Raw genomic sequence first — 20370 nt, forward strand, 5'->3', positions numbered from 1 at the left:
GTGCGGGTGCCCGCCGTTGCCCAGGACCGTGGTGGTCTGGAAGTGGGGTGGTCTCATCGCACGGTCACCTGCCGAGCGATGTGGTGCACGAGCGCCTCCAGCGGGGACTGCGCCGGTCGCTGGGCGCGGGCGGGCCGGTCGCTGCCGCCTGCGGGCCCGGCGTCGCGATGGCGGGCCGGCGTCGCACCGGGCCGTCGGCCGGGAGGCGCCGGCTCCGGCCGCGCCCCGGCGCCCGCCGGTTCCCGGGGTGGGGTCAGTCCGGTCTCGGCGAGGCAGCGCGCCCGGAGTTCCTCCACCGTGCCGCCCCGGTTGAAGCGGGGCAGGTCGCCTCGGCCGGCGGCGAGTTCCGCGCGCCGGGTCCGGGTGCGCTCGGCATCGACCCGGCCGTCGACCAGGACCACTCCGTAGCGCCGGGCGCCGTCGACGGTGACCAGGCCCCGCTCGACGTCGTGGCGGACCTGCTCCGGGTCGCGCTCGAGCGGGTCGCCCCAACCGCCGCCGCCCCAGGTGACGAAGTACAGCAGGTCGCCGGGGCGGACCGCGACGTGGTCACACTTGGCCGGTACCACCTGCCGGGAGCCGTCGGCGCGTTCCAGGATCTTCGTGCCGCGTTCGCCGGGCTCGCCGCCGAGCACGCCCCAGGGTTTGGTGAACCATCTGTCGTCGTGGATCGAAACCTCACCCGGTTCCAGGAACCGGTAGCCGACCCGGATGCCGTTGCCGCCCCGGTGCCTACCGATGCCCCCGGAGTCGGGGACCGTCTCATAGGACTCGATACGCAGCGGGTAGTAGGCCTCCAGGTACTCGTTGGGCACGTTGGTGAACGAGGGCCACATGGAGTGCCCGTCGAACCCGTCACCGACCGGTCGGGCGGGCACACCGCCGAAACCGATCTGGTAGAGCTGGAACCACTTGCCGTGCCGATCCAGGCCGGAGTACATCAGGTGCGGGCTGGAGGAGAACCCGGCGGCGGCGAGGAAGTCCGGCTGACACTGCCCCAGCAGCCCGGCGAGCACGTCGAAGAGCCGACCCAGGGCGTGGGTACGACAGGAGACGGCCGCCGGGCGCCGGGGCTTGAGCAGGCTGCCCTCGGGGATGCGGACGTCGACCAGGGGGTAGAACCCGTCGTTGAAGAGGATCATCGGGTCCACGGCCATGATGGTGTAGACCCCGAAGAACATCCGTAGGACGTTCTCGTTGAGCAGGAAGTTGATCGACCCCTCGGCCTGCTCGCTGGTACCGGTGAAGTCCAGCACCACCCGGTCGCCCTCGCGCCACAGCGAGCAGCGGATGCGGAACGGTCCCTCGCCGCGTCCGTCGTCGTCGACGAAGTCCTCGAAGGTGACCGGCTGCTCGGGCACGACCTGGCGGAACAGCTTCGCCATCGCCTGCCGGTTGCGCTCCAGCAGCAGCTCCAGGGTGGACAGGTAGGTGTCAGCGCCGAAGCGCTCGCAGAGCTCACGGACCCGGGTCTCGGCGGTGCGGCAGGAGGCCAGGACCGCGTTCAGGTCGGCGCGGTTCCAGCTCGGCAGGCGCACCTGGTTGAGCACGGTGTCCAGGAGCTGTTGGTCGAGGGTGCCGCCGCGGAACAACTTCACCGGCGGGACGATGACGCCCTCCTCGTGGATGGACACCGCGTCGGTGGGCAGGCTGCCGGGCACCTTCCCGCCGACGTCGCTCATGTGACCGAACATCGCCGCCCAGCCGACCAGCGCCTTCTCGAAGTAGATCGGCAGCAGCACCAGCCAGTCGTTGGCGTGGCTGATGGCGCCGTCACAGGCGTACGGGTCGGAGGTGAAGAAGACGTCGCCCTCCTCGACCGTGCCGTCGTATCCGGAGAGAAAGCCGTCGATGAAGGAGCCGAACTGTCCGGCGACCATGCGCCCGCGCCGGTCGGCGATCAACGGGAAGGCGTCGTGCTGCTCGCGGATGCCCGGTGACATCGCGGTACGCATCACCACCGCGTCCATCTCGAAACGGGCGTTACGCAACGCGTTCTCGACGATGTCGAGCACCGCGGTCTCGACCTCGACGCCACGCTCCGGGCGTACTGTCTCGACGATGACCGCACTCATCGGTTCCCTCCCTGCTCGGCGGGCAGGATGAGCAGGTTGCCCAGCCTGTCGACGCGCGCGACACAGCCCGGCAGGACCAGGCTGGTGGAATCCATCTCGACCACGATCGCCGGCCCGGACAGCTCGTTGCCGGCCCGCAGGGCGGTGCGGTCGTAGAGGGTGGCCTCCTGCCAGCCGCCGTCGACGTAGACCTGCTGACGGCCGACGATCGCCTGCGCGGCGTCGCGGTCACCGGATTCGATCTCGACCGGGGTGATCCGTTCGGCGTGGGAGACCCCGACCGCCCGGATGTTGACGACCTCGTGCCGCTCATCCAGTGCGAAGCCGAACAGGCGCTGGTGGGCCTCGTCGAAGCCGCTGCGCAGGCCGGGGATCACAGCCATGCCTCGGCCCGCGTCGACCTCGACGGAGACCTCGAAGCCCTGGCCGTGGTAGCGGACGTCGGCCTCGTATCGCACCGACCGGGCGTCGCCTGGCACCCCGGCCCGGTCGAACTCGGTGTCGATCTGGGCGGCGAGGTCGGTGAACTCGCGCCGCAGCAGTTCCTCGTCGACGTCGTCGAGAGGGCGCACCAGGGACCGGTTGGCCTCGGCCCGCACACCTGTCGAAGCGTCACCGTAGGCGCAGAGCACCCCGGGCGACTGCGGGATCACCACCGGCCAGGAGCCGAGAAGCTTGGCGAGCGCGTTGACGTGCAACGGGCCGGCGCCGCCGAAGCCGAACAGCGCGAAGCGCCGGGGGTCGTAGCCGCGCTGCACCGAGACCAGCCGCAGCGCGCCGAGCATGTTCTCGTTGACGATGTCGATGATCGCGGCGGCGGCGGCCTCCACCGACACCCCCAGCCTGCTCGCAACGGTGCCGACCGCCGTGCGGGCCTTCTCCACGTCCAGCGGCATGGCGCCGCCGAGCAGGGCGTGCGGCAGGTAGCCGAGCACGACGTTGGCGTCGGTGACGGTGGGCAATTCGCCGCCGCGTCCGTAGGTCGCCGGACCGGGCAGGGCACCCGCGCTGGCCGGGCCCACCCGCAACGCACCGGTCAGCTCGGGGACGTGGGCGATGGAGCCGCCGCCGGCGCCCACGGTCTGTACGTCGATCGACGGGGCGCGGACGGCGAGGTCGGCCACGGTCGTCTCGCGCCGGATGGCCGGGGTGCCGTTCTCGATCAGCGCTACGTCGGTGGAGGTACCCCCCATGTCCAGGGTGAGCAGGTCCGGGTGGCCGGCGGCCGGGCCCAGCGCCACGGCGGCGGCGACCCCGCCGGCGGGTCCGCTCATCAGCAGACTGACCGGGATGTCCTCGGCCCGCTCGAAGGTCATCAGTCCGCCGTCGGAGCGCAGCACGCGACGCTCGCCCAGGAGTCCCTCGGCGACCAGTTTCGCGCTGAGGTTGCTCAGGTAGGAGCTGACGCCGGGGCGGACGTAGGCGTTGGCGACGGTGGTCAGGGTCCGCTCGTACTCCCCGAGCTCGGGCAGGACCCCGGCGGAGGTGGAGACCGGCACACCAGGGGCCTCGGCGGCGGCGATCTCGGCGGCCCGCTGTTCGTGGGCGGGGTTGGCGTAGGAGTTGACGAAGCCGATGGCGAGGGCGTCCACGCCCTGGTCGACCAGCTGGCGGACCGCGGCCCGCACGGCCGCCTCGTCGAGGGGCTCGACCTGCTCGCCTCGGGCGTCCATGCGGCCCCGGACCTCGCGGACGTCTTCGAGCGCGACCATCTCGGCCGGCCGGTCCCAGACGATCCAGCCGCCCAGGCCGCCGGGAACGAACGAGCGGGCGATGTGCAGGATCTGCCGGTAGCCGACGGTCACCACCAGGCCCACCCGGGCGCCCCGGCGTTCCAGGACGGCGTTGGTGGCCACCGTCGTGCCGTGCAGGAACTGGCGGACGTCCGCGGCGCGGGCCCGGGCGTCGGTCAGCACCCGGGTTACGCCCTCGATGACGCCGACGGACTGGTCCTGAGGCGTCGAGGGCACCTTGGTCCGTCGGGTCTTCCCGGTCGCCTCCTCGATCAGAAGAACGTCCGTGAACGTGCCACCGACATCGACTCCTAGGCGGTACATCAGTGCACATCCTGCTTTCTCGAGTGCCGGCTCTTCTCGGGTTGCCGTTCTGCGTCGTCGCTGCGTGGTCCCCGGCCCCTGGGGTGCTGCCCACCGGGGCCGGGGATCACCGCGCCGGTGGGACGCCGGCGAGGTCAGGAGCCGCTGATGTCGTAATAGTTGACGTGGCCCTGGGAATAGCTGACGAACCCGGTCACGCCCTTCTTGAAGACGTAGTACTTCTGGGAATCGACCAGCGGGATGGCCGGCATGTCACCCACCAGGAAGTCGTTGACCTGCTTGATCAACGCGTCGCGGTCGGGACCCGGCTGGGTTTCCAGGATCTTCCGGGAGAGGTCGTCGAGGGTCGGCGAGCTGTAGTTCTGCAGGTTGGTCAGCCCACCCGTGGAGTAGAAGACCTGCAGGTAGTAGGCGGGGTCGGGCACCAGCGGGGTGCTGGTGGCCAGCCAGCTCTGCAGCTTGCCTTCACGCTTGGCGGTGTCGAAGTCCGCGCCGGAGGCGACGTTGTTGAGCTTGACCTGGATGCCCACCTTGGCCAGTTGCGAGCGCAGCAGGACGGCGACCTGTTCGCTGTGCGCTCCGACGTTGGCCGCGTTGTAGGCCAACTCCATCGGGAAGCCGTTTGGCAGGCCGGCCTCGGCCAGCAGTTGCTTGGCCCGGTCGAGGTTCTGGGCGAAGGGCTGGCTGGCCGCCGGGGCACCGAAGTCGTCGTGGATGAAGTCGTTCGAGGGCGCCGAGTAGCCCTGGTACGCGGAGTCGACGATCGCCTTGCGGTCGACGGCGTAGGAGATGGCCTCGCGGACCCGCTTGTCGTCGAAGGGCTTGGCCTTGAGGTTGGGCACCAGCACGTCGATGTTCGGGTAGAGCACACGCTCGAGCCGGGCCTGGTCGCTCTCCTCCAGCGAGGAGAGCTGGTCGAACGTCATCGCGGTGGCGACGTCGACCTGCCCGCTCTGGGCCAGCTGGAGCCGGTTGGAGGTGTCGGGGACGGCGCGGACCACCACGTCGGTGACCTTGGGCTTCCCGCGGAAGTAGTTCTCGTTGGCGGTGAGCCGGACCTCCTTGCCGGGGTCGAACGAGCGCACCTGGTACGCCCCGAAGGTGGCGGTGTTCTCCCCGAGCCACTTGTAGGCGTACGGATCGTCGGCGGTGGCGTGCTTCTTGGCCTCCACCGAGTCGTAGATGGTCATGAAGAAGGTGCTCAGGATCGACACGCTCACCGCGTTGGGCTTGGCGACGTTGATCGTGAACTTCTTGTCGTCCGTGACGGTGATCGGGTTGGCGGTGTCCCAGCCGCCGACGCCCATCAGGATCTTGGCGATCGGCACGCCGGTGCTGTTCACCATCCGGTCCACCGACCACTTCACGTCTTGCGAGGTGATCGGGTTGCCGAACTGGCTCTTGGCCTCGCGCAGCGTGAACGACATCTTCCTGCCGCCGTCGTCAAGCGTCCAGGACTCGGCCAACTCGGGCTCGATCTGGTCCGGCGTCTGAAGTTTGGTAGCGCCGGCCTCGGGCTTCTTGAAGCGCACCAGGGTCCCGGCGGTGTTGGGGAGCAGGTCGATCGAGATGAAGCCCTGGTAGCGCTCGGAGTCGAGACTCGACAGCACCCCGGGCGCGGCGATGGTCAGCGCCTGGCCGGTGCCGGCGTCAGACTTCCCCGCATCGTCGGCGCCGCAGGCCGCGAGCGACACGCTCGCCACGGCGAGCACTGCCACGGCTCGCACCCGCACGGAACGTATTCCCATGCCGACACCTCCAAATTGTGTGCAAGCTTGAATAGGTCTAGCGCAACAACCCAGGTAGGGCGACTAACACGAGCGATGCTTGTATACAAACTTGACCCTGTCAAGGCTCCGAGCAGTCAGATCCCGCAGCCAGCCGCGTCGACACTCACGCCCGGCGACGGGCCAGGAACCGACCGGCGTCCTGCCGGCCGACAAATCGTCCACGCTGGGCGATCAGCTCCCCGCGCAGATAAACCGCTTCGACCCGGCCGGGCACGTGCCACCGCTCGAACGGCGTGTAGTCACAGTTCTGCGTCATCGTCCGGGCGAGCACGACGGAGGCCGCCTCCGGGTCGAGCACGACCAGGTCGGCGTCGGCGCCCCGCCTGATGACCCCTTTTGTCGGGTACAGCCCGAACCGGCGGGCCGGCTCGGTGCAGGCCACCTCGACGAAGCGCGACAGACTCAGCCGCCCGGGGCGTACACCGTGGCCGTAGAGCAGGGGAACCCGGTGTTCGATGCCCGGCGCTCCGTTCGGGATCCGGCGAAAGTCCTCGGCTCCCAGGCTCTTCTGCCCGGACATGCAGAACGGGCAGTGATCCGAGCTGACGACACCGAGGATGCCTTCCCGCAGCCCTTGCCAGAGCGCCTCCCGGTGCTCGGCGGTGCGCAGCGGCGGGCTGACGACGTACTTGGCCGCCTCGAACCCGGGCTGGTGGTAGAGGTCGGCGTCGAGCAGGAGGTAGTGGGTGCACGTCTCGCCCGCGACCGGGCGGCCGGCCCGCTGGGCCTCGGCCACGGCGGCGACCGCCCCGGCGGTGGACAGGTGCACGAAGTACAGCGGGGCGTCGGCCAGGTCGGCGAGCGCGATCGCGCGGCGTACCGCCTCCACCTCGGTCTCGGGTGGCCGCGACAGCAGGTGCGCCAGCGGTCCGGTGCGGCCGGCCCGAACCAGCCGCTCGGCGAGGACGTCGATGACGTGACCGTTCTCGGCGTGCACGCAGAGTGTGGCGCCCAGGCGGGACGACTCGGTGAGGATGGAGAAGAGCTCTCCGTCGTCGAGCATGGCCAGCCCCTTGTAGGCCATGAACACCTTGAAGCTGGTCACGCCGTCGGCCACCACAAGCGCCATGTCAGCCACCATGCCCGGGTAGGGCGAAGTGACAGCCAGGTGGAAGCTGAAGTCGATGGCGGAACGACCGTTCGCCCGCCCGGCCCACCGGGCCAGCACCTCCGGCAGACGCTCACCGGCGCGCTGAAAGGCGTAGTCGACATACGTCGTGGTGCCGCCGACGGCAGCGGCCCGGCTGGCCGAGGCGTGGTCGTCGGAGGTGACCGTCCCCATGAAGGGCGTATCCATATGTGTATGCACATCGACGCCACCCGGAATGATGATCTTTCCTCGGGCGTCGACCTTCTCGACATCAGCCGATGGCGGAATCCGGCCGACACTTTCGATGCGGCCGGAGTCAACGAGCACGTCAGCGCGGTGGACACCGTCCTCGGCGACCACCGTGCCTCCGACAAGACCAAACCTTCGGGGCATCTCTTCCCCGTTCGCTGCAGATGAGGAAACGCGAGTGACAGGCGGGCTAGGCAGTGGACCGTATACAACTCGACGGGACGGCACAAGGAGTCGACTCAACCCCGACCCGACGCCGACCACCGGGAGGCAACTCCTGCCCGCAAGCCAGCCTTAGGCATTTTGCATACATTACGCCTCGATGAGGCCAGCGGCGGTGGCCGACTTTGCTGCTCAGACCCGAGTATTCACGACGACGCCCTAGACGAGCTGCGCCAGATTACATACAGTCTGGCGCAACCTGAAGGAGGTCGCTATGGCTCATTCCGGCAAGCGACGGGTCACCATCGAACAGGTACCCCAGCGGGTGTGGCGGGCATCGGGCCTGCCCTTCGGCCTACTCGTGCGGCAGATCAACGCCGACCCTGAGATCGGCGCGCAGACGCTCGTCGTCGACGTTCCACCCGGCTGGCAGATGCCCGAGCACTGGAACAGCGCCGACATCGAACTCCTGGTCCGCGACGGCGACCTGAGCATCGCCGGACGCCAGTGCCGGCGCGGGCACTACCTCTTCCTGCCCTCCGGCACCGAGATCGGCCCGGTCTCCTCGACCGAAGGCGCCACGTTGATCTTCTGGACGGACTCGCCGTTCGAGGTCCGCACTGACGAACGACCCCCGCCGTCGAAACCGCTCGGAGAGACCGTCGACCTGTTCGACCCGGCCAACTGGCGACCCGTCCAGGAGGCTTTCGCGGGAGTGACCGACACCAGCAGTCACGGCGACCTCGATGTGCCCACGCAGTGCATCCGGTTGCGCAAGGTGGAGGAGACCGGCAAGGACACCATCCTGTTCGTCCTGCCACGCAACTTCGCCAAGACCGCGTTGGAGTTCCACCACAGCACCGAGGAGATCTTCTTCCTCGGCGGCTGGTGCGCCACCGACCCGGAGCACGTCTACCGTGCCGGTGAGTACCTGTGCTGGGAGCCGGGCGTCATCCACGGCGTCGTGACCGGCTGGGAGGCCATTTGCCTGTCCAAGCATCACGGACCGCTGACCAGCCCACAGATCCCCCTCGGGGCGACAAGCGTGGACGCCGAGCGGTGACGGCATTGCCCGGCCGTGGACGCCGGATCGCCGCCGGGGACGCCGGGGCGGGCGCCGTACGCCCGGCGTTCGTCGTGCACCGCGACGAACTCGCCTACGAGCTGATCTCCAGCCTCAACCACAACACCGACGACGAAGGGCTGGTGCATCGCCTCGTCGACCGGCAGCTCACCGGCGACCCGGACTGCGAGTTCCTCAATGGGGTCTACCGCATGGAGCCCGGGATGACCCACCCGCTGCACCTGCACGCCGACTCGGCCGAGTTCTACTACGTGCTGTCCGGCACCGCGCTGTTCCGAGTGGCCGACGAGGAATTCGAGGCGGGCCCGGGCACCGCGATGTACATCCCCGCCGGTGTCGCCCACGCCATCACCACTGGCGGCGAGCACGCCATGGAGTTGCTCTACTCCTTCAGCACCCCGGACCTCAACGAGATCGGCACCAGGTGGCTGTAGCCGCCGACTGCGGATCGGCTCCCCCTGCCTACGTCCACCACTAAGGGACGCTGCAGAAGTAGAGCTCATCCGTCAGCATGCCGAGCGAACCGGTGACCAACGCCGACGTCCAGCCGCCAGGGCCGTTCGCGTACAGGGTGAAGGTGCCGGTGCCGACAGCCAGCAGCGCGCCGGGAACGACGATGGAGGTGTCGTTGGGGCCGAGAGTGCCGCCTCCGGAGAAGCCGTCGCTCAGGGACCAGGTGAAGCCACTGCGGGCCAGGCCACCGGCGGGCAGGTTCCAGGTGAAGGTGGGCGGGGTGAGCTGGCCCGCCGTGCACGCCAGGTCGGTCGGTGGGTCGACCGTGCCGGCGGCGAGGGCAGTGCTGCCGTACTCGGTGTCGTTCCAGGCGGCCAGCGTCGACTGGGCAGGTGCGAGCGCCATGACATGGATCCAGAGCGAGAGGACGAGGACACCCGCGAGCCGGCGTCGCCGGGCGCGGCTCTTACGTCGCCAGCTCGGCGTAGCGGGGATCCCTACGCGCCTCACGGCTGTTCCTGCCTGATCCGGTTCCTGCGCGTGGTGCGCACGAGCAGCAGGCCGACGAGCAGGGCGCCCGCACCGGCGAGCATCGGCGTCCGCAGGTCGGTGCCGGTGCGTGGCAGCGTGTCGACCTTGCCGCCTGTCGCCGCCTTGTCGCCGAGCCCGGTCGCCGTGAGGATCAGGTCGGCCGAGCCCGCGGCCGTGGAGTTCGGGAGCAGGCTCGCGGTGACGAGTACCCAACGCTGTTCGTCGGAGCGCATCGTGCTGATGGGGACCGGGCGTTCGGCCAGTCTGGTGGCGGGGCCCTCGGCGAGAACCTGCTCTCCCCGCCCGCCGGGACAGGCGCCGTTCACCCAGCGGATGGCGCAGACGGCGGCCATGACCTGGAGTCCGTTCGGCGAGACCACGAGCGGGCCCAGCGCCGACAACGTGATTGTCACCGTGCCCGGGTGCGGGGCGTGCGCGGTGACGCCCACCTGCCACGGCACCGGCTCCTTCGGTGTCATCGATGTCATGCGGGCCTCGTCGCGGATCGATATCAGGGTGAGGTACCTGCCCCGGATGACGTCCTCAGTCGGTTCTGCCCGTGCCTGACCGGGCGTGGCCAGGACCGCGGCGGCGACGCCCGGCAGCACGGCCACCATGACGAACAACCGCCGGGCGGTCGATTCGACGTGCGCCGCTGTCCTGCCCGGCGGGGCGCCGGCCTCGGGACCTGTTCCCGCCTCGTCAGGCATCGGAGGGCCTGTTCGCCGTCGCCGCCACGTCGTACGCCGCCGGGTCGGCGGTTCCGTGGCGCGCGGCCAGAACGCCCAGGTGACGATCACGGCGGTCCCGACCGTGATCGCACTGGTCGCGTACGGGTTCGACACGGCCCGCACCGTGTACCCGAGCCCGGGCACCGACCAGGTGACGAGCCGTACGCGGGTCACCGCGTACGGCGCGGAGTCGTTGGAGTCGTTCGCGTCCCCGCGCAGGGTGAGCAGACGGGTGGGCCCGCCACCGTCGGCGATCTGAACGACCCGGTGGGTGATCGGTGGAAGCGGCGTGCGGTCGACGGTGACCACGTCGCCCACCTCGACCTCGGACGCGGGGATCTCACGCACCACCGCCAGCGACCCGGCGGGAATGGTGGGGCTCATCGATCCGGTCTTGAACAGGATGAGTGAGATGTCGAAGAAGAACGCCAGCGGGACGAGGACGACGCACACCGTCCCGCCGACGGCGAGCAGGGTCAGTGCCAGGTCTCCGACGCGGGCGATGACGCCTCGCCCTCGACGTGCTCGTCTCATCATGTGCAGGACCCTTACGTAGATGTGGCGGTGAATTCCCAGGTGACGGTGGCGCTCGTGCCCTGGTACGAGTTGTCTGCGCCGGCCTCGATCCGCACCTCGAAGCAGAACCGCACCTCTGGCGTCGCGCCGTCGGGAGTGGTGAGGACGGACGACACCGGTGAGCCGGGAACCGAGGTGACGTCCAGGTAGCCGGGGCCGGCGATCCACGTCGGCGAACCGGTGAAGGCGGTGGCGGAACAGGCGCTACCGGTGTCCGGGGTACGCACCGCGCGGTATTCGAGCACCGGAAGCAGGGCCCCGGAGCTGTCCGAGGAGCTCGTCAGCGCGACCGTACCGTCGACATTCGTCATCGTGGTCGTGCGGATGTCGATCCAGGCGTACGACGAGTCCGTGGGGGACATCGCGGTCGCGTTGAACGCCAGTGTCGCGGCGTTTCCCACCGGATTGTGGCTTGCCCAGGCACTGGACGCGGTCTGCGACTCGGTACCGAAGACGCTTGCGGTGAACGACCCGGTGCCGTACTCGCTGTCGGTCCACGCCGCGAGCGTGGACGTTGTGCCCACGCCGAGGACGAGGGCGGCAGCGAGTACGGCACGGGTCCGGAGGAGCCGTGGTGATCCGGCCGGCACCCGGCGGTTGACCACGGCTGCCACCTACACGGACTCGGCGAGGAGCTGCCAGGTCTCCGTGACCGACGAGCCCTGCACCAGAGCGGCGTCCGCCGTCACGACGAAGCACAGGTACGCCGGAGCGCCAGGCGTCGTGGGAGGAGTGCCCTGCGTCAGGTTGAACGGCACCGCGCCGGCCACCGAGTCGAGCGCCGTGCCCTGCGCCACGATCCAGGTCGGGCTCGTGGGGGTCGCGCTGCAGTCCGCGAAGGTCGGCACGGTCGCGATCCCGTAGGTGAGCCCGGTGAAGGCGGGCAGGTCGGGAGTGGCCGAGGCCACCGTGACGGTCGCGTCATACGTGGTGGCTGCGGTCAGGCGGACGGCGAACGGTGCCGCGACCACGTCGCCGGGGCTGATGTTGTCGAAGCCGGTGCTGAAGGCCAGCGCCGCCGCCGTGCCGGACGTGGAGTGCTCCGCGTAGGTGGTGTCGTCCGTGCTGCCCTCGATGCTGAAGGAGCCGGCGGTGAACGTCCCCGTGGCGTACTCCGAGTCGTTCCAGGCGGCGAGGGAGATCGTCGCGCCGACGCCGAGGGCGAGCCCTCCGGCCAGGACGGCCTTGAGCTTGCGACGCCTTCCCGGGCTGCTCGATCCGCCCGATGTCAATCTTGTCGATCCAAACAACGTGTCCTCCTCGTGCGACGCTGTGGGCTGGCCTGGGGCCGGTGACAGCCGTGCGGTGGCGGTCCGGCCGGCTGGTGCCGTCGTGGAACCGCCGTGCGAACGGGATGACCCGGCTGGGCTGTCACGCAAGGGACACGATAGGTCTCAAACCAGACAAAGCGGGCGAAAGTGTCCAAATCACCTGGCGAACCGGGCCATGTTGGCCCGACGCGCGGCGCTGCACCTGGTCCCCGCCTTCCGGGCGGAACCTCATTGCGGTTCCCCTCGTAGCGTGGAGGCCAGAGCTTGAGGGATAGAGGTTCATGGCTGAGCCGAGACGCTAGTTCGATTCGGAGTTCCGGGCGGGCGCGGTGCCCTCTTCGGTGTGAACTGTCGGCGGCGGGCGAAAGGCCGGCCGGATCAGGCTCGACGCGAGGTCAGGGGGCCTGGTGAGGGCTTGTCTCGACCGGGTTCGGCTGGCACCCTCGCTGCTGCACTACCGGCATGAGGTGGCCGCTTTCCCTGGTCCAGCCGAGGAAACGGCGGTGCAGCACGCCCGCCGGCGTCCACGGCATGTCCTCGGTGGCCTGGACGAGGTAGGCACCGAGGTAGAGGGCCAGCGACACCGGCGCATCGGCGTACTCCGCGCACAACTCCCGCTTCCGGGTAGGGCAGGGCCAGGGCAGGTCGCAGCCGCCGCAGCTCCAGACCGGCATGACCGGGCCGTGGGTCGTCACCGCACACCCTCCAGGAAGCGCGCCGTGATCGCCCGCGCCTGCCGGCTGGTCGCCCATTCCACCTGCCAACAGGGGTACGGAGTCAGCCGCGCCCACCACGCCCGGCACCCGGCACACATGCCGTCGAGCCCTAGAATGTGTACCGCGAGGATCGCCTGTTCCTGCCCGCCGGTCACTGCTCGCCCTCCTGTGGCCAGTGGCCACGATTGATCGGTATCCGGTGCCGAGCGCGGCAGGGCAGGTCGGACCCACAGCGGCAGATACGCCGCCAGAGCCGCCACGACCACACCGGCCGGTGCCTGCGAGCAAGGGTCAGCGCGGTGGCAGAAAGGTATTCGTCATACGAGACGCGCCGCACGGACCCTCCCTCGCTCACGAACGAGGGCGGTCTCCTGCCCCCGAATCTGAGGGGGACGCGGCGACCAGGCGATACCCGCACCGCCCGCCGCATCCCGTAAGCAGGACGCTACGGTCGGTCGCGAGGCGGAACGGGTAGGGTTCCTACCCCTGGATCACGAGAGCAGCCCGACCTTGACCGCGAGGTCACGGGCGTCGTCACGGGTGGAGCGTGGGCCGTCGAGCAGGTCCAACGTGATCTGGCGGGCGTACCCGTTGAAGCGGATCGTCTCGGGGGCCGCCTCGTACGCCTGCCGCAGGGTCTTCACGGCCGCTTCCTTGTCGTCCTTGCCGTAGTGCGCCCGCGCGACCTCGATGAGATGGCGTGCCCGGCGCGGTCTCGACGGGATGGCCGCCGAGTCGTGGCGGCGTGCCTGGCGTACCGCTTCCCCGGACTTCTGCAACTCCACGGCCACTGTCACCGCGTGGGCGCCCATGATGACCCGGGAGAACGACGTCTGCGGCTGATAGAAGCCCTCCGGCAGACGCTGCGCCACCAGGTTTGCACGATCCCAGTACCGCCAGGCCCGGCCTTCCTCGCCGGCACGCGCGGCGGTGTAGGCGGCCTCGAAGTTGAGCGCACCCCACAACGCCAGCAGATTCGTGCCCGCGTCGGCCGCCCTCGGCTCCAGAGCCGACAGGACGTCGTGCGTTACCGCCATGGCGGTGTCCCAGTCCCCCGCGTCCCGATGCACCTGACACAGGAACCATGCCGCGAGGGCCACCGCCTCCGGGTCACCGGAGTCCTGCGCCGCCACCATCGCCCGGTCCGCGACCCGCCACAACAACTCGGCAGCCGGCTGGTACGCAAGGAACATCTGCGTCAGCCCGAACGTCTCCGCCAACAGCGACTGTGCATGCCGACGCTCAACGCCCTCATACAGCAGCGCGGCGCGCTGCACGTCGTGCAGAAGTCTCGGCAGCAGCCCACCGAGCACCGTCCGGTGATCCGACGCCTGATGACGCGCCCGCCACGCCACCGCAAGCCGCTCACGCAAACCGGCCAACGACTCCGGCTCAGCATCGTCGGCGAGCACGACGCGGTTCACGGCGTCCCGCACCGACGCCAGCGCCGGGTGTTCCGGCCCGTTCACCACAGCCGACCGGTCGCTCAGCTCGCCGGCCAGAGCAGACACGTCGACCTTGAGCGCACGCGCGATGCGATCCAGCATGTGAATGCGCGGAGGCAGGATCCGATCGGTCTCTACCGCCTTGACCCACTCGGCGCTGCGACCGACCAGCCCACCCAGCACCGCGCGAGTCTTCCCGGACCGCTCCCGGTAGACCTTCAGCCGCTGCCCGAAGGTCAACTCCGGCAAGGAATCCATCCCGAACCTCCTCATAGCGCGGGATGCGCCACCGGCCTCTAGGCCGCCGTGGCACCAACGCTACAGACCTGCCTGCGACCGCATAACCCCGAACACGCCGGCATGTTGTCCAGTGCCATCGTGCTGGCTCAGACCGGCCGATCAGGAGTCGGGCCAAGACGAGCGGTTCCATGTTCGAACTGCGGGAGCACTTCGCTGTGAATGTTGATCTCGTCAGCCGACGTGCACCAAGCCTCTTGCTGACTTCTTGCTGACGGTGGCCACACATCCATCCCAGCCCTTGGCCGGAGCCGCGGCAAGGTAGTCGGCTGAAGTCCGCCCCGCCGCTCGGCAGCCGAGACCGATGCCTTAGCGGCTTCATGCGGTTCTGTCGGTTGCTGTACGGGTCCTTGCCCGAGACGTCCACTCCCCCCGCCCCCCGCCCCCCGCCAACACCCTACCCATCGGGCCTGATGACAAGAGGATTTGAACCGGCGGCCCGCCAAGGGCGGAAATCATCGCCTGCGTCGTCAGCCTTGACAGGGCGACCGGCACGCATCCTGTCAGCAGGAATCCCACGTACACCTTTGATGGCGCTTATTAACATCGGTCTATGGAGACTGTATTGAATGCCGGCACACTGGTGGCGGCCCTACTCTCCCTCGCGATATCGGCAGGGATCGCGATCAGGCAGTACGCGCTCATGAACCGCGCCAACCAACTTCCGATGATCGTTGATCTCATTCGGCAGGTCGGCTCGACCGAGCTGGTCGAAAAAGAGGAGTTCCTTCTGGCGGAAATCGGTCAGCATGATCCAGAATGCGGCATCTCGAAGCTCCCGGACGACGTTCGAAGGGCCGCAACCTACGTAACGGCCTACTACCTAACACTCGCCTACTTGGCCGCATACAAGGTGGTCGACAAAACCTTGGTGGCGCTTCCGATTCATTACAGGCTGGAGCGGGTTTGGAGTGTTATTGAGCCGTATGTCCAAGGTGAGCGCAAGCTGCGTGGCAGCCACTTCTCTTACATGAACTTCTTGGAAGACTTTGTCACATGGGTTAGATACCAGGACATACCCAACAACCCCAGCAAGTTCCGCATACACGGATTCTTCGACAATTGACCCTGGCAAGCCTGTTCCATGGCCCGGCCACGCACGGCAGAATCTCCGGCGTGATCACGCCCCTCCCCCGCTTGATGCGAATGAACGAGGTTCTCAGAGACGACGGCTACCCCAAACCTGCATTACCTGTCGAGCGGACCGATCGGGACGCGTGTTCAACTGGAGAGCGGGATCAACCCGGTCTGATCGATCGGCCCTCCGCGGCGACAGCGACGTCCCGTCATCGCGCTGAAACGCCTGCGTGGCGCCCGACCAGCAGGACCACCACCACGCCCCTCCGTCGAACCCGTCCGGGTGCAACGCAGGGCTTCCAACAGCGGCATCATCATGGTCGCCGGCCAGAGCTAAGATTCTGCGTATGTCGAGTGCAGCCGACTCCTCTCGGGCCAGTAAGCGATGGCGCTTTTTTGCCGACGACCCGATTCGCAACCGGTCTGAGGATCGCTTGGGGCGAGAAGCCTTCGCCGACCAGGTAGCTCATGTCTGCGAAAAAATCGCGGAGCAGAGCGAGACTTCGGTGCTGGCTCTAATCGCCCCTTATGGCAGCGGTAAATCCTCCATGCTGTCGCTAGTCGAGCAATCGGTCCAATCGAAACAAGGATGGACTGTAGTTTCCTTCAACCCCTGGCTTTTCTCCGATATCGGTCCTTTGCTGAATGATTTCTTCGCAGCCTTAAATGAGGCCATCGGAGGAGCGAAGGGCACCAAGAAGCTTCGCCGTAAGCTCGGTGGTTACGCCATGAGTGTCGCGCCATACGCTAGCTTGGGTGCCGTACTTGGACTGGATCCGAGCAAGGCGGTCGAAGCGGCGGGCGCTGCTATACGAGGCGACGTGACCGCGGAGGCGCAGAAGCGCGATTTGGCGGAAGGACTTCGCGCCTACGGTCGGCGTATTTTGGTCACGATCGACGATATCGATCGCCTCCAGCCCGGTGAACTCCTCCTCGTTCTTAAGCTGATCCGGCTGACTGGCCGCCTGCCAAATGTCTACTATCTCCTTGCCTACGATGAACGTACGGTCCTCGACGTAATTGCACGATCCGACCTCGCGCTCGATGACGAGCGTCGAGCGCGAGACTATCTTGAGAAGATCGTCCAGGTTCGAATGGATCTTCCGCCACTGCACGAGCAGAAGCAAGGAGATCTTGTTTGGGAATGCCTTCGCGAGATTCTCGAAGAGCATGACATTCCTTGGAGCGAAAGAGCTAATGATGCTCTTGCTTTGCGATACGAGAGCATGGCGCCGTATCTTCGTCAGCCGAGGGCGATCAACAGGTTTTTTGCGCAGGTGGATGCCTCTTTTCCGCTTGTCTCTGGAGAGGTCGACTTCCTTGACTTCTTGACATTGACCTTCCTTCGCACATTTGAGTCTAAAGTCTACGAGAACCTTTACCGACAAAAGGCCGCCTTAACTGGCTCCGGTGTCAATCTTTGGGACACCCTCGGCGCCTCCCGAGAGAGGCCGGAGCAGACTAGACAGCGCTGGCTCGACCATTTTCAGTCATGGGGGGTGCCCGACGATCGCAAAGATTTGATTCTCCGCCTACTGTTAAACGTCTTCCCCGTACTAGCAAACAGAATCGACAGGAACCAGGCAGGCGACGGATTTTATCGTGACCTGCAATTTGCGCGGAGGGCGGGGAGTGAAGAGTACTTCGATCGCTACTTCCAGTATGGGGTTACGGAGTTCGATATTGCCGACTCAGTTGTGATTCAGGCGCTCGATGAGATAGCGGCGGGAGCGGAAGGGGAGTCGCGCTCGCGGCTCTCGTCGGCCCTGCAAGCGAACCCGAGCCTCGCATTGAGCAAGCTGCTCTCGCTCGCGCAGCAAGGATCGGTGGATAGGCCCTCCGAGATCCTAATATTCCTTTCAGGTTCGAACCCGTTCGCTGGTGGTTCCGAAGCGGAGCGCCGATTCGACCAGGAGTTTGCCTTCCGTCTCTTAGCCACGGAGCTTTTCATTCGAATGGATCCGAAGAAGCGTTCAGGCACCGTTGACGAGATGGCAAAGCACATCGATCTGCGATTTTTGGTGGATCTGGGCCTTCCTCGGCACGGCACCAATCCTTGTCCAGACTGGTTCGGCCCGGTCCACGAGCGAGTAGCGGCAAGGGTGACAAAGTACTTCGAGGAGATTTCTAGCTCGCCGTTGGGTAACGCCTCCGACACGACACGGTATGCCCTCCGCATGTGGCACGTATTCAAGCCTAGCGATGATGTCAGGGCCTGGCTTTGGGAGCGCATCGACGAAGGATCCTGGAGCCTTATGGATATCCTTGTTGCTCTTGTCGGAGAAGCTGTGGTCATGGGTGCCGGCAGGTCGAGAACGGTAATTGACACTGAATTTCCCGAGGCAGCACTTGATGTGATTCTCGGTGTAGATGAGATTCTGAAACGCCTAGGGCCCCTACTCGGCGGTCCGGATGCCCCTGTGGAATTAGACGATTTCGGTCGCTTAACTCCGAGTCGGCAGAACAAGGAGGCTTTCGTGGCCAGCTCACTGCGCCGCATCGCCGCTAATCGGCAGTCGCAGGCCGGAGTTGGGCCGGACACCATGGAGGCTCAGACTTCCTAGTGCCGCTTCTTTGAACGTTGATCGTGTAATCCGTCGGCTTTGAGGGTGTGTCGGGCAGGCTGTCTCCCAGCGCTTGATGGGAGGTGGTGCCGGGTGGGTCGATGCCCGGAAGTGTTCGTCCGGCAGGTGTCGATGGCTGAGGGGCAGCGGTTGCAGCGGATCAGCCGAACGGCGAAGGACCCGGTGAAGCTGCGCCGGGCGATCGTGGTGCTGATGTCCGCCCAGGGGCAGCCGGCCCCGGATATCGCTCACCTGCTCAAGAGCAGTGAGGACTACGTCCGCGACGTGATCCACGCGTTCAACGAGCGGGGGTTTGACGCGCTGGACCCAAAATGGAGCGGGGGCGCACCGAGACGGATCAATGAGCCATTTTCATCGTGATCAAGGGGCCTGAGCAGGTAGGCAGGGGCGTGTCGATGCTCCAGATAGGACGAAGCTCCCGGTAGGACAGCAGTCGACCAAGACGCACTGCCCAGCACAGGAGCTTCGTTGCTGACCTATCCTGCCAGCATCCCGCTGTCCACGCGTAGCCTGACCCGCCTGACCGAGCTGATCCGTGGTCGGCGCCGCACGCTCGGCGGCCGCTGGCGCCGGCTGCCTGCGCAGCAGCAGGCGCTGATGGCTCTGGCCCACCTGCGCAACGGCGACACCCTCACCCGGCTGGCCGCCGGCTTCGCCGTGTCGGTGGCCACCGTATGGCGCTACCTGCGCGAGGCCGTCGACCTGCTCGCCGGCTGCGCCGACGACCTCACCGCGGCGATGCGTCGAGTCACCCGGTTGGCGTACGCGATCCTCGACGGCACGCTGATCCCGATCGACCGGGTCGCCGACCAGCGGCCCTACTACTCCGGCAAGCACAAGCGACACGGCGTGAACGTGCAGGTCCTGGCCGACCCGGCCGGGCGGCTGGTCTGGGCCTCACCCGCCCTGCCCGGCGCCGTCCACGACCTGACCGCCGCCCGCACGCACGGCCTGATCGACGCCCTGACCAGCACCAACGTGCTGACCTTCGCGGACAAGGGCTATCAAGGCGCCCGCGGCGCCATCTGGACCCCGTTCAAACGCCGCCGCACCCGACTGTCCCGCCGGCAGAAGTCCGTCAACCGGCACCACGCCAAGATCCGAGCCCTCGGCGAACGCGCCGTCTCCACGCTCAAGACGTGGAAGATCCTGACCAAACTCCGCTGCTGCCCACGCCGCGCCACCCCAATCGTCCAGGCCATCCTCGTCCTCCAAGCCGCCGAGGAGGCCCGCTACCCACGATGAAAATGGCTCAATGAGCAGACCCGCGACTGGATCTGCGTCATCGCCCGGTGCGACCCCCGGTTCCTCGGCAAACCGTTCTCCTGCTGGCCGCTTGCCAAGCTGCGCGACTACCTGATCGACGCCGGCTACGTGAGCACCATCAGCGTGGAGACGATCCGTCGGGTCCTGCGCGAGCGTGGGGTCTCCTGGCAGGCCACCAAGACGTGGAAGGCCAGCACCGACCCGGACTTCACGTCGAAGATGCGCCGGATCCTGGACCTCTACGACGACCCTCCCGCCGACGGGCGGGTGATCTGCGTGGACGAGTTCGGGCCGCTGAACCTGCAACCCCGCCCCGGCCACGCCTGGCGCCCGCAGGGCCAGCCCGTACGGCTGCGGGCCACCTACACCCGTGACCAGGGAGTACGGCACATGATCGCCGCCCTCGACCTGGCCACCGGCCGCCTGCACTACCGCATCCGTGACCGCAAACGCTGGCGCGAATTCCTGGCCTTCCTCAAGACCCTGCGCCGCCGCTGGCCCGACCAGCGGCTCTACCTGATCGTGGACAACTTCTCCCCGCACAAGCACCCCGAGGTCCGCGCCTGGTGCGCAGCCAACCAGGTCGACCTGGTGTTCCTACCGACCTACGCGTCCTGGCTCAACTGGATCGAGGCCGAGTTCGCCGCCATGCGGTACTTCGCTCTCAACGGCACCGACCACCGCAGCCACGCCGAACAGGACACCGCCATCGGCGACTACATCCGCTGGCGCAACCAACGCGCCCGACCGAAAACCGGATTCGCCACCGGATCCAAGATCCGCCACCCGGATTACCCGTTCAAGGCTGCATGACGAGGCACTAGTCGATGTGTAAACCATGCGCTGAGACGGGTCGGCCAAGCATGTGATGGGACTAGACAATCGGCACGGAAGCGAAGGGCAAAGCGGAGGTCA

Annotated in this window: 18 protein-coding genes; 7 read left to right on the plus strand and 11 right to left on the minus strand. The window is 67.4% G+C overall.

From position 1 onward, the window contains the following. Positions 1-53: 53 nt before the first annotated feature. The 4 genes from O7542_RS17125 to hydA all read right to left on the minus strand — a co-directional run bounded on the left by O7542_RS17125 (position 54) and on the right by hydA (position 7405). Positions 54-2075, minus strand: coding sequence for a hydantoinase B/oxoprolinase family protein (locus O7542_RS17125; RefSeq protein WP_281604878.1), 2022 nt, complete (start codon positions 2073-2075; stop codon positions 54-56). Next, a complete protein-coding gene (locus tag O7542_RS17130; RefSeq protein ID WP_281604879.1) occupies positions 2072-4132 on the minus strand; it encodes a hydantoinase/oxoprolinase family protein in 2061 nt (686 codons plus the stop codon). Before O7542_RS17130 ends, O7542_RS17125 begins: the two co-directional genes overlap by 4 nt. A 134-nt stretch (positions 4133-4266) precedes the next feature. After that, positions 4267-5880, minus strand: a complete 1614-nt coding sequence (locus tag O7542_RS17135) for an ABC transporter substrate-binding protein (RefSeq protein ID WP_083664652.1) — start codon at positions 5878-5880, stop codon at positions 4267-4269. A 145-nt stretch (positions 5881-6025) separates the two neighbouring features. Continuing rightward, a complete protein-coding gene (gene hydA / locus O7542_RS17140) occupies positions 6026-7405 on the minus strand; it encodes a dihydropyrimidinase (RefSeq protein WP_043325410.1) in 1380 nt (459 codons plus the stop codon). Between the two features lie 292 nt (positions 7406-7697). Here hydA and O7542_RS17145 point away from each other — a divergent pair, with 292 nt between their 5' ends. Together O7542_RS17145 and O7542_RS17150 are read left to right on the plus strand one after the other, a co-directional pair. After that, positions 7698-8486, plus strand: a complete 789-nt coding sequence (locus O7542_RS17145) for a hypothetical protein (protein WP_281604880.1) — start codon at positions 7698-7700, stop codon at positions 8484-8486. Then, complete coding sequence (locus O7542_RS17150; RefSeq protein WP_281604881.1) at positions 8483-8941, plus strand: dimethylsulfonioproprionate lyase family protein; 459 nt, start codon at positions 8483-8485, stop codon at positions 8939-8941. Before O7542_RS17145 ends, O7542_RS17150 begins: the two co-directional genes overlap by 4 nt. Before the next feature lie 40 nt (positions 8942-8981). Here O7542_RS17150 and O7542_RS17155 read toward each other — a convergent pair whose 3' ends face one another. From O7542_RS17155 to O7542_RS17185, 7 genes are all read right to left on the minus strand, one after another. Then, on the minus strand, positions 8982-9365 hold the full coding sequence (locus tag O7542_RS17155) for a hypothetical protein (RefSeq protein ID WP_281604882.1): 384 nt from the start codon (positions 9363-9365) through the stop codon (positions 8982-8984). Positions 9366-9466: 101 nt separating this feature from the next. Further along, the gene (locus O7542_RS17160; RefSeq protein ID WP_281604883.1) at positions 9467-10759 is read right to left on the minus strand and encodes a signal peptidase I; all 1293 of its coding nucleotides are present in this window, start codon (positions 10757-10759) and stop codon (positions 9467-9469) included. Between the two features lie 11 nt (positions 10760-10770). Beyond that, positions 10771-11412, minus strand: coding sequence for a SipW-dependent-type signal peptide-containing protein (locus O7542_RS17165; protein WP_083664650.1), 642 nt, complete (start codon positions 11410-11412; stop codon positions 10771-10773). Beyond that, a complete protein-coding gene (locus O7542_RS17170; protein ID WP_043325414.1) occupies positions 11413-12030 on the minus strand; it encodes a SipW-dependent-type signal peptide-containing protein in 618 nt (205 codons plus the stop codon). A 434-nt stretch (positions 12031-12464) separates the two neighbouring features. Next, on the minus strand, positions 12465-12764 hold the full coding sequence (locus O7542_RS17175) for a hypothetical protein (RefSeq protein ID WP_166457102.1): 300 nt from the start codon (positions 12762-12764) through the stop codon (positions 12465-12467). Then, positions 12761-13099: a hypothetical protein gene (locus O7542_RS17180; protein ID WP_280841851.1), complete on the minus strand. Its 339-nt coding sequence runs from the start codon at positions 13097-13099 to the stop codon at positions 12761-12763. The genes O7542_RS17175 and O7542_RS17180 overlap by 4 nt, the downstream gene beginning before the upstream one ends. A gap of 177 nt (positions 13100-13276) precedes the next feature. Continuing rightward, positions 13277-14488: a helix-turn-helix transcriptional regulator gene (locus O7542_RS17185; RefSeq protein WP_281604884.1), complete on the minus strand. Its 1212-nt coding sequence runs from the start codon at positions 14486-14488 to the stop codon at positions 13277-13279. 592 nt (positions 14489-15080) lie between these two features. On the opposite strand from O7542_RS17185, the gene O7542_RS17190 reads away from it, so the two are divergent. The 5 genes from O7542_RS17190 (at position 15081) to O7542_RS17210 (ending at position 20268) form a co-directional block, all read left to right on the plus strand. Beyond that, entirely contained in the window at positions 15081-15593 is a 513-nt protein-coding gene (locus O7542_RS17190; protein WP_281604885.1) for a hypothetical protein, read from the plus strand. 358 nt (positions 15594-15951) lie between these two features. Then, the gene (locus O7542_RS17195; RefSeq protein ID WP_281604886.1) at positions 15952-18168 is read left to right on the plus strand and encodes a P-loop NTPase fold protein; all 2217 of its coding nucleotides are present in this window, start codon (positions 15952-15954) and stop codon (positions 18166-18168) included. Positions 18169-18300: 132 nt separating this feature from the next. After that, positions 18301-18549: a helix-turn-helix domain-containing protein gene (locus O7542_RS17200; RefSeq protein WP_281604887.1), complete on the plus strand. Its 249-nt coding sequence runs from the start codon at positions 18301-18303 to the stop codon at positions 18547-18549. 108 nt (positions 18550-18657) lie between these two features. Further along, positions 18658-19434, plus strand: coding sequence for a transposase family protein (locus O7542_RS17205; RefSeq protein WP_274477492.1), 777 nt, complete (start codon positions 18658-18660; stop codon positions 19432-19434). 39 nt (positions 19435-19473) lie between these two features. Next, on the plus strand, positions 19474-20268 hold the full coding sequence (locus tag O7542_RS17210; protein ID WP_281606482.1) for an IS630 family transposase: 795 nt from the start codon (positions 19474-19476) through the stop codon (positions 20266-20268). Positions 20269-20370 lie beyond the last annotated feature (102 nt).

It is taken from the genome of Micromonospora sp. WMMC264, from assembly GCF_027497275.1.
GTDB lineage: Bacteria > Actinomycetota > Actinomycetes > Mycobacteriales > Micromonosporaceae > Micromonospora > Micromonospora chalcea.